The sequence below is a fragment of the Neobacillus drentensis genome, assembly GCF_036962765.1.
Taxonomy (GTDB): Bacteria; Bacillota; Bacilli; order Bacillales; family Cytobacillaceae; genus Neobacillus; species Neobacillus drentensis_C.
The window spans coordinates 1-11,155 of record NZ_JBALOS010000148.1 but is presented as its reverse complement, the minus strand read 5'-3'; the positions used below and the strand labels follow the sequence as shown (position 1 = coordinate 11,155).

The 11,155-nt window shown below is 37.2% G+C and carries 8 protein-coding genes and 1 pseudogene; all 9 read left to right on the top strand.

The annotated features are described in order from the left end of the window. Positions 1–198 precede the first annotated feature (198 nt). Positions 199–1,881, top strand: a complete 1,683-nt coding sequence (gene kdpA, locus V7137_RS18455) for a potassium-transporting ATPase subunit KdpA (RefSeq protein WP_335699433.1) — start codon at positions 199–201, stop codon at positions 1,879–1,881. A 15-nt stretch (positions 1,882–1,896) separates the two neighbouring features. After that, positions 1,897–3,959, top strand: a pseudogene (gene kdpB / locus V7137_RS18450) (potassium-transporting ATPase subunit KdpB). Between the two features lie 10 nt (positions 3,960–3,969). Further along, positions 3,970–4,536: a potassium-transporting ATPase subunit KdpC gene (kdpC, locus tag V7137_RS18445; RefSeq protein ID WP_335699432.1), complete on the top strand. Its 567-nt coding sequence runs from the start codon at positions 3,970–3,972 to the stop codon at positions 4,534–4,536. Between the two features lie 12 nt (positions 4,537–4,548). Further along, positions 4,549–7,227 (top strand): sensor histidine kinase KdpD, encoded by a 2,679-nt coding sequence (locus V7137_RS18440; RefSeq protein WP_335699434.1) that lies wholly within the window; start codon positions 4,549–4,551, stop codon positions 7,225–7,227. A gap of 52 nt (positions 7,228–7,279) precedes the next feature. Next, positions 7,280–7,981, top strand: coding sequence for a response regulator transcription factor (locus tag V7137_RS18435; RefSeq protein ID WP_335699431.1), 702 nt, complete (start codon positions 7,280–7,282; stop codon positions 7,979–7,981). Between the two features lie 65 nt (positions 7,982–8,046). Beyond that, positions 8,047–8,172 (top strand): hypothetical protein, encoded by a 126-nt coding sequence (locus V7137_RS18430; RefSeq protein WP_335699430.1) that lies wholly within the window; start codon positions 8,047–8,049, stop codon positions 8,170–8,172. 243 nt (positions 8,173–8,415) lie between these two features. Then, on the top strand, positions 8,416–9,267 hold the full coding sequence (locus tag V7137_RS18425) for an alpha/beta fold hydrolase (RefSeq protein WP_335699429.1): 852 nt from the start codon (positions 8,416–8,418) through the stop codon (positions 9,265–9,267). An 826-nt stretch (positions 9,268–10,093) separates the two neighbouring features. Further along, positions 10,094–10,669: a LysE family translocator gene (locus V7137_RS18420; protein WP_335699428.1), complete on the top strand. Its 576-nt coding sequence runs from the start codon at positions 10,094–10,096 to the stop codon at positions 10,667–10,669. A 25-nt stretch (positions 10,670–10,694) separates the two neighbouring features. Next, positions 10,695–11,155: AraC family ligand binding domain-containing protein (locus tag V7137_RS18415; RefSeq protein ID WP_335699427.1), on the top strand; the 461-nt coding region annotated here is incomplete at its 3' end.

The following is an 11,155-nucleotide window of genomic DNA, read 5'->3' as shown; positions in this document are numbered from 1 at the left end:
TCTGAACACTATCTTTATTCCAAATTCAATAAAATAATTTCAAGAAGATAAATTAATTAATTTTCCGACGATTTATTGAAGTTGGAAAAAATTGAAAAGGAGAGTTGTAAAGGTGAATGCCGTTTTACTTTTCGCTGGAATTGTTGGTATGTCGTTATTTGTTTACTTGTTGTACGTCTTATTTAAGGGTGAAAATCTATGACCAATATTATTTTACAAGATACTTTTTTTATTGCTGTTTTAGTCGGATTATCAATTCCAATTGGTGTTTATATTTATAAGGTGATGATCGGTCAAAAAGTATTTTTGACCAAAATTTTATCGCCAGTAGAGAAATGTGTTTATAAAATCATCGGTAATTGGAATGTAGAAGGCATGGGAGCAAAACAATATTTAGTTTCTGTTATTACCTTTAGCACAATAGGGCTGGTTTTTCTTTGGGGAGTACAAATGATTCAAGGTTTCCTTCCTTTAAATCCTGAAGGGATGAAGGGGACTAGTTGGCATCTAGCATTCAATACAGCATCAAGTTTTGTTTCTAACACGAATTGGCAAGCCTACTCTGGCGAGAGCACTCTATCATATTTGACCCAGTCTATTGGACTGACAGTTCAAAATTTTGTTTCAGCGGCAACTGGTATCGCTGTTCTATTCGCACTGATTCGAGGTTTCATTCTCAAAAAAGAACAAGAGATAGGCAACTACTGGGTAGATATCACGAGAATAACACTTTATGTTTTGATTCCTTTGTCCCTAGTTGTGGCACTACTTATTGCTTCACAAGGTGTGGTGCAAACATTTGCCCATTATAAAGTTGTTTCGATGTTGGAGAATGGTGTAAATCAAATTATTCCATTAGGACCTGCTGCAAGTCAGATTGCAATAAAACAACTTGGCACAAACGGTGGTGGATTTTTTGGAATGAACTCAGCTTTTCCATTAGAAAATCCAACATCGTTCTCCGACTTTATTCAAGTGCTATCTATTCTAATTATCCCTGCTGCACTTTGTGTTTCATTTGGGAAAGCAGTAAATGATAGCAAACAAGGTAAATCACTATACATTACCATGCTGATTCTATTTGTGGTATCAATCGTAGCTGTAACCATCAGTGAGCAATTTGCTGCACCAGTTTTTCATGGAGTAGCAACTTCAGGAAGTATAGAAGGAAAAGAAGTCATTCATGGTGTAGGTGCTTCATCCTTATGGGGTACAGCAACAACTGCAGCTTCAAATGGCTCCGTGAATGCCATGCATGACAGTTTTACTCCACTCGCTGGCATGGTTCTCATGTTCCTTATGCAATTGGGGGAAATAATCTTTGGTGGTGTAGGAAGCGGGCTTTACGGAATGTTGGCTTTCGTAATGTTGACTGTCTTCATCGCAGGATTGATGGTTGGGCGAACCCCTGAATATTTAGGTAAGAAAATTGAACCGTTTGATATGAAGATGGTTTGTTTAATTGTTCTTGCACCACCGCTCTTAACACTATTAAGTACAGCACTTGCAGTTTCTATGCCAGCTGCTTCGTCATGGCTTAACAATTCAGGAGCACACGGATTTTCAGAAATCCTTTATAATTTTTCTTCAATGGCTAATAACAATGGAAGTGCATTTGGTGGATTCACATCCAATACAGTTTTCACAAACATTATTGGTGGAATTGTGATGTTATTGGTTCGCTTTATTCCAATTGGAGCTATTCTTTATCTGGCAGAAAATCTTGCTCGGAAGAAAACAACTGCTGCAAGTGAAGGAACTTTATCAACTAGTAATACCATGTTTGTTGGATTATTAGTCTCAGTCATTCTTTTAATTGGAGCCCTCAGTTTCTTACCTGTTTTAGCCTTGGGCCCGATTGCAGATTATTTTACACATTAATTTGAGGTGAAAACGATGAATGGAAAGCATATTAACAAGAGTATTTTGAATGACGCATTTCGTCAGTCTTTGGTAAAACTATCACCTCGTGTACAGTTAAAAAACCCTGTCATGTTGGTGGTATATATTGGAGCAATCTTTACAACATTTCTATACATTCTTTCTTTCATGGGGATCAAAGATGAGAATTCATGGTACACCTTAGCCATTGCTCTCATTTTATGGTTTACAGTTTTATTTGCTAATTTTGCAGAGTCGATTGCAGAAGGACGAGGCCGTGCGCAAGCAGATAGTCTAGTCTACGCAGTGCGAAAAAGGATGTAAAAGCAAAGAAGTTAAAATCAGCAACTAATATCGATGAGTACACTGAAGTATTATCCAACACATTGAAAAAAGGTGATCTTGTATTTGTCAGTGCTGGTAATCAGATCCCAATGGATGGTGAGGTAATTGATGGGGCAGCATCTGTTGATGAGAGTGCGATCACTGGAGAGTCTGCGCCTGTCATTCGTGAATCTGGTGGGGACAGAAGTGCTGTTACAGGAGGTACAACAGTCGTTTCAGATTGGTTGATTATTCAAGTAACAGCAGAGGCAGGTGAAAGCTTTCTTGATAAAATGATAGCTATGGTGGAAGGTGCATCTAGAAAGAAAACGCCAAATGAAGTTGCACTCCAAATTCTTTTGGTTACATTGACGATTATTTTTCTTGTTGTAACAGCTACACTACTCCCATTTTCGAACTTTGTAAGTAAGTTAGCAGGTTCGGGTACTGCGATTTCAATTACAAATGTTATTGCTCTGTTAGTCTGTCTTGCACCTACAACAATCGGCGCCTTACTTTCATCAATAGGTATTGCGGGCATGAGCCGACTCAATCAAGCGAATGTTTTAGCAATGAGTGGTCGTGCTATTGAAGCTGCAGGTGATGTGGATATCCTATTATTAGATAAAACAGGGACAATTACACTAGGAAATCGTCAAGCAAGCGAGTTTATTCCAGTTAGCAATGTTGAAGAAAGAGAATTAGCTGATGCAGCTCAACTCTCTTCCTTAGCAGATGAGACAGCTGAAGGCAGAAGTATCGTTATTCTAGCAAAAGAAAAGTTTGATATTCGTGGTCGAGATCTTAGTCAATTAAATGCAAACTTCATTGAATTCTCAGCAAAAACTAGAATGAGTGGTGTTGATTTTGGGGGAAATGAAATCCGAAAAGGGGCTGTTGACGCAATTAAAAACTATGTTCTACAAAAGGGTGGGGAATACCCATCTGAATGTGACCAAATTGTCAAACGAGTTGCAGGAGCTGGAGGTACACCGTTGGTTGTTGCACAAAACACAAAAGTGTTGGGTGTTATTTACTTAAAAGACATTGTTAAAAACGGTGTTAAGGAACGTTTTGGTGACTTGCGTAAAATGGGTATCAAAACCATCATGATTACAGGTGATAACCCGATGACAGCTGCGGCGATTGCAGCAGAAGCAGGTGTAGACGATTTCTTGGCAGAAGCTACACCTGAAGCCAAATTAGCACTGATTAGAGATTACCAAGCAAAGGGACATTTAGTAGCAATGACGGGTGATGGAACGAATGATGCACCTGCATTGGCGCAAGCAGACGTTGCAGTGGCAATGAATACTGGTACACAAGCAGCGAAAGAAGCAGGAAATATGGTTGACTTAGATTCTAGTCCTACGAAGTTGATTGACATAGTTAGAATTGGAAAACAGCTTTTAATGACAAGAGGCGCTTTAACCACATTTAGTGTGGCAAATGATGTGGCAAAATATTTTGCCATTATCCCAGTTCTGTTTTTTGGGATCTTTCCACAGTTAACAACGCTAAATATTTTAGGATTCACAAGTACAACGAGCGCGATATTGTCAGCGATCATTTACAATGCGTTAATCATTGTCTTTTTAATCCCATTAGCATTAAAAGGTGTTAAATATCGTGAATTTCCAGCTGGAAAGCTACTAAAAAGAAATATTTTGATTTATGGACTGGGTGGAGTAATTGCACCTTTCTTGGCAATCAAATTGATAGATATGATTCTGACCGTAAGCGGTCTTGTGTGAGGTGGTACTGATGACAAACATATCAAAAACATTTAGACCAGCTTTATTTATTTTTATTGCAATGACAATTCTTTGTGGAGTTGTGTATACGAGTGTTGTAACTGGAATTGCTCAACTACTATTTCCAAACCAATCAAATGGAAGCATTGTCACGGTTACACTAAACGATGGAACAAAGAAGGACGTTGGTTCCGAATTAATTGCTCAAAAATTTACTGAACCAAAATATTTAATTGGGAGATCGATAGGTACAACAAATCTTTCACCTGTTAGCGCTGAACAAGAAAAACTTGTCCAAGAGCGAATTGATTGGTGGCATAAATTTGATCCAGACAACAAATCTGATATCCCGATGGATTTAGTTACAGCTTCAGGTAGTGGAGTCGACCCATATATTTCACCAGCAGCAGCTGAATACCAGGTGTCAAGAATTGCAAAAACAAGAGGAATAAGTGAAGATAGTGTTAGAAAAATCATCAATCAATATACTACCGAAAGATTTCTAGAATTCATTGGAGAACCTGGGGTAAATGTTTTAAAGGTAAATTTAGCTCTTGATGGTCTCTATAAAGGATAGTGATTTCGTATGATGAAAGAAGATAAACGTCCAAATCCGGATAAGCTTTTAGAAGACATACTTGAACAACAAAAGAAAGTTGGTAAACTAAAAATCTTCTTTGGCTATGCAGCAGGTGTAGGAAAAACCTATTCGATGTTAGACGAGGCAAGAGAACATTTTGGCAATGGTGTTGATGTCTTAGTAGGATATGTTGAACCGCATACGAGACCAGAGACTACGCAACTTCTTGAAGGTTTGCCAATGTTACCTTCGAAAAAGACTTCTTATAGAAACATAGAGCTGAAGGAATTTGATTTAGATGCAGCTTTAATCAGGAAGCCTGAACTCATTTTAGTTGATGAGCTTGCTCATACTAACGCTCATGGTCTTCGTAACAAAAAACGATATCAGGACATTGAGGAACTTTTGAATACTGGAATAAATGTATATACAACCGTAAATGTCCAACATATTGAAAGCTTGAACGATATTGTTCAAGAAATAACAAAGATTACTGTAAGAGAAACTGTACCAGATACCTTTTTTGATCGTGCAGATTCCGTAAAACTGATTGATATTGATCCTGTAGAATTATTAAAACGATTTGAAGAAGGAAAAATATATAGCCCTGACAGAGTTGCAACAGCTATTAATAACTTTTTTACATTGGAAAATCTTCGACTTTTACGTGAGATAGCCATGCGGAAAGTTGCGGATAGAATCAGCCATGAGAACCTGAATACACGACGTAGTTTCGCTAAAATGGCCAATACAAAACTTCTAGTTTGTATTGGTCCCTCTCCTTCGTCAGCGAAATGCATTAGATGGACTGCGAGGACAGCTGAAGCATTTCATGCACCTTGGGTAGCTGTTTATGTAGAAAATATGGATAGTGGTCGATTTACAGAACAGCAACAAAAAACGCTTAGGATGAATATGGATTTAGCAGAGAAATTAGGTGCTGAAATTGTAACAATTAATGGAGACAATATTGCAACAGCTGTTGCAGAATATGCAAAGCTATCAGGTATCACGAATATTGTGATTGGTAAGAGTCGAAATAAGAAATCATTTAAGAACGTCTTTGAAATGGATTTTGAAGACCAGCTTATATCGCTTTTACCAAGTTTGGAGATTCATATCATTCCTGATAGTAACACACTCCGAACTTATAGAAAAACGAGAAGATTTCATTTCCGTAGTCAAGTACAGTTTTTTTGGAGAGATGCTCTTAAGTCTATTGTATTATTAATGTTAGCAACTATTGTTTCAATTGAACTTCGTGCGCTTGGAATCGGTGAACAAAATGTGATAATGGTTTATATTCTGTCGGTACTCGTTATCTCTAGAATTACAATAGGGTATCTATATGGTATAGTTTCTTCATTTTTAAGTGTTCTAGCATTTAATTTCTTTTTTACTGTACCTTATTACACATTTAATGCAATTCAAGCAGGATATCCAGTTACCTTTTTCATTATGTTGTTAGTCGCATTGTTTGCAAGTGCTTTGACGGTTCGTATTAAAACCCAAGCAAGACATGCTGTAGAAAGAGAGCGTCGGACAGAGGTTCTTTATGAAATAAACAAAAAGTTGTTAGCTGCCAGAGGGCTTGATAGTATTGTGAATCTGACAAATGAATATGTAGTTAAACTTTTCAATCGAACAGTAATTTTTTACACTGAAGATCCCGAAAACGGGACAATAGGATACTTGAAGCAATTTTCAGAGGATATAAAGGAAGACATTTTACAATCTGAGAGTGAAAAAGCAGTCGCACATTGGGTATTTGTCAACCACAAACCGGCTGGAGCTGGAACTGACACACTAATGGGAGCAAAAGCTTATTATTTTCCTGTTGTATCACAAAAAAAGATACTTGGTGTAATGGGAATATCCTGTGAAAAAAGCCTTCTCAATCATGATGATCGTCTTTTCTTACAAATGATTACTGCACAAGTAGCAATGGCCTTAGAACGTCAGTATTTATCAGATGAACAGCGCATAATTCTGGTAGAATCTGAAAAAGAGAAAATGAGAAGTAATCTATTGCGTGCAATCTCACATGATTTAAGAACACCCCTAACAGCTATTCTAGGTGCGAGTTCTGCCATTCTCGAAAATCAAGCATCTTTTGATGAGTCTACAAAAAACAATTTGATTGCGAACATAATAGAAGATTCCCAATGGTTAATTCGAATGGTAGAAAACTTGTTGTCTGTAACACGAATCCATGAAGGAACAATGAATGTTTCCAAATCACCGGAGGCTGTAGAGGAAATTGTTGCAGAAGCAGTAAGTCGAATTAGAAAGAGATTTCCAGAGAGCAATATTTCTGTAAAGGTACCTAATAAACTTTTAATTGTTCCCATGGATGGCACATTAATTGCACAGGTCCTGATTAATCTTCTTGAAAATGCGGTCAAACATACACAAAACAATACAGCAATCGATGTAAATGTGAAAAAGAATAAGAATTATGCAGTAATTGAGGTAATTGATAAGGGAGAAGGAATTTCTGCTGAAGATTTACCATATTTATTTACAAGTTTTGTACCAAATGGAAAGAAAAGTGCCGATTCATCAAGAGGGATGGGAATAGGTCTTTCCATCTGTATGTCAATTATTAAGGCACATCAAGGTAAAATGAGTGCAGAAAACCGAAAGTCAGGTGGAGCAGTATTCCGATTTTCTTTACCACTATCATAACAAGTAAACTAGGTTCAGAAATAACAGGTAAGCTAAAGAAGGGCTGTGTAAAATGGTGTATAAAACTTTGATTTTAATCGTTGAAGATGAAGCAGGTATAAGCAATTTTATTTCTGCTATATTAACTTCAAATCATTATCAAATCATAAAAACTAAAAAGGGAAATGAAGCCATTTCAATGATGGCTTCTCATTCGCCTGATTTAATTTTGTTGGACTTAGGATTGCCAGATATTGATGGAATCGAGGTTTTAAAAGCTATTAGACAATGGAGCGAGGTGCCTATTATTGTTGTATCAGCTCGTGGGCATGAACGGGAAAAAGTAGAAGCGCTTGACCTGGGTGCGGATGATTATATTACAAAACCATTTGGCACTTCAGAGTTGCTTGCTCGAATTCGGACTGCTATTAGGCGAAATAAGAAAGCTATAGAAAGTGATGATCAAAGTCTCAAAAAGTTTAGCGTTGGAGAAGTTGAAATCGATTTTGAGAAACGAAAAGTTCTTATCAAAGGGAAGGAAGTTCATTTTACTCCAATTGAATACAAAATCATTACTTTGCTTTCTGAGCATGCTGGCAAAGTGTTAACACATGACTTTATCATTAAAAAAATATGGGGACCCTACACCAATGAAACGCAAACATTACGAGTCAACATGGCAAATATCCGCAGAAAATTAGAATCAAATCCTGCTGAGCCAAAATACATTCTAACTGAAATGGGTGTTGGGTATAGAATGATAGAAAGCATTTAAAACAAGCTATGATAATAACTTGTTTTTTTGCTTTAGAAAAAATAACACAAAGAGGCTATCTGGAAATGAGAATAAACTTTGAATTACAATGGGGCAGTCACGATGGGCCATTTTCTGGTCTAAGAAGGATTTCTGCAGGTTATATCTTTAAGTTTAAAGTTACACCATTAGAAGGTCATTTAATGGCATAAGGTCACTAATTTAGGGCAATGCCAGCGCAGCTGACACCACACGCAAAGTGGATGTTAATAACTGGTATTAATTAAACCGTATTTCGGATAAAGTTCCGTTTTTGTCCATGCTCGCCTCCATCATTATTACGATTATGAAAAAAATTGACGGGAGGATCTCATAACGTNNTAAAAATACTAGACACCTCCATATCTGAATATAAAAAGATAGAAGGTTACTAACAGCTGAGAGGGGGTGGACAGATGGTAAGCTGCCACATTGCCATAATTGATGGTCTACGTATTTTTTACCGGGAAGCAGGAAGCCGAAGAAATCCCGCGATTGTGCTGCTCCATGGTTTCCCGAGCTCCTCCCATATGTTCCGGAATTTAATTCCATTTTTGTCCGACCGTTTTTATGTCATTGCCCCTGATTATCCAGGCTTTGGAAACAGCAGCATGCCTGTTCCCGATGGATTTACCTACACGTTCCATAACATCTCACTTGTTATGGAAAAGCTCCTTGATCTGCTTGGTATCAGGCAGTCATTCTTCTATGTTCATGATTATGGAGGTCCCGTCGGATTCCGCATTGCTGCTCGCCAGCCGTCAAGGGTGCTTGGATTTGTTATTCAAAATTCCGTTGCTCATGAAGAGGGACTTGGCAAGCCGTTCGATCTATTTAAAGCTTTGTGGAAAGACAGAAACCGAAGCACTGAAGCGGCCATGGGAACCTTGCTCACCTTTGATTTCACAAAGAAGCAGTATCTTACTGGTGCTTGCTCCCAGGATCTGATCAGCCCGGACAGCTATTTGATGGATCAGCTCTTCTTGGACCGCCCGGGTAATGCTCAAATTCAATTGGAGCTTGCCTACGATTATCGGAAAAATGTAGAACAATATCCCGTTTGGCAGCATTATCTGCGCACGAAGCAGCCCCCAGTGACAGTTATCTGGGGGAAAAATGATTTTATTTTCACATTGGATGGTGCTATTGCCTATAGCAAGGAACTGTACAATGTGGAATCCCATCTTCTTTGCGGCGGGCACTTCCTTCTCGAGGAACAGGCTTGGCAGGTATCACAGCTAACTAAAAGCTTCTTTTATCAAGGCTAAGCAAATACAGCCCTTCAACCATAGGTTGAAAGATATTAGCCCTGTTACCCTTTTAACCTGCAAACATGGCTGCAATTATATTTTGGAGCTATGCTCGGATTTTTAGATTGTGAAGGTTTCTACTTAAACTATAGGGTGCAAGAGTTAAAGATTGGGATGGCTGCGGCGATCTCTTTTTTCTTATTGCAATAACGAAGCAGGTTAGTGTATTAAGAGCAGAAATATGCTGTGCATTGATCCAAGAAGGATAAATGCATTTTTTAATGAAATTTTATAAAACTGAATGCTGGTTCTCCAAATTGTAGAGAGGAGCGAATCTTCAACCTCTTAAGGAAATGATTGCTGATGCTAATACGCAAGTGAGATCGAATGACAAGATACGAACGATTATCTCAGAGGAATCAAATAGCTATTTTAGTGGTCAAAAATCTGCGGAAAGTGTGGCGGATATTATCCAGAACAGAGTAATGACATACTTAAACGAGTAGAAGGATAGAAATTTCTTGGAGACCATTTTTAAAATGGTCTCTTTTTCATATCCAAATTAATTATCTTTTAGTTTTTAGGAATAGTAACAGACAGAATTTTAGTCTTTTTTATCAATTTTTATCAATCTTGATTGTATATTGTGAAGGATTGCACTTAAACTATCGGGTGCTTGAGTTTAACAAGGGGTTGATGCGGTGATCCTTTTCCTTGTTATTTAAGGCTGAATTTGTAGAGTTAAGTTTACAGAAGCTTAATTTAATCCTGCAATAATATACTATAAGCCATTTAATTCTAAGATGTATAATTGCATGAGAATACCTTGAAAGGAGTTTTCGTCATGAATATTACATCTTTTTTACTATACTGTATTATTATTACTTTTACACCAGGACCTACTAATATCGTCATATTATCCACAGTGCATCATTTTGGGACAAAAAAGGCAATGGAATATACGTATGGAGCAACGATTGCTTTTGGTATATTACTTGTTATTTCTGCTATGTTGAATACTTTGCTTATAACGATCATACCTAAAATTTTGATTGTTATGCAGATAATCGGAAGTTTTTATATTTTCTATCTTGCTTATCAAATTTACAAAGCGGATACATCAAAACCAACTTTAAACCAATCTGGTACCTTTAAATCAGGGTTCCTTATGCAGTTTTTAAATCCAAAAGTGGTCCTATTTACAATGACTGTAATTCCTACCTTTATTATGCCACACTATACCGCAATGCCTGCGGTGACTATAAGTGTTTTCACAATAACTCTTATTGGATTCTTGGCATTTATTACATGGGTTCTTTTCGGTTCAATCTTCAAGAAGTTTTTACAGAATCATAGTAAGATTGTTAATGTATTAATGGCATTATTTTTAGCTTATTCTGGGATAATGATATGGTTGTAGGGAAGCTAAATAAGAGGTGAATTTAATGGATAAATTTATCTATAAAAAATCAGCGGGTGTTACTGCCTTGTCAGCAAGTATTACTGATTTTACGTATAAAAAGCATTCTCATCAGGAGTACGCAATTGGGGTAACATTGCGTGGTATTCAACAATATAACATGGATGGCAGTTTACAATTATCCTATCAAAATGGTGTTATGCTTTTTAATCCAGAACAGGCACATGACGGAATGGCACACGATCATGAGGCAGGACTTGATTATGTTATGTTATATATTGAGCCGCAATTGCTTTTAGAAGTTATGGAGAAAAAGGATTTAGTACGTTTTTCAACACCTATTGTGTATGATAATAGACTTGAACAAAGAATATTAAGTCTTGCTAACGCAATATTAAGCGACAGAGATGAGGCTTTGTGCAGTGAATTACTCTTATCCCTCACAGATAGCCTTATTCAAACGAATCTTTCTACAGACTATAAGAG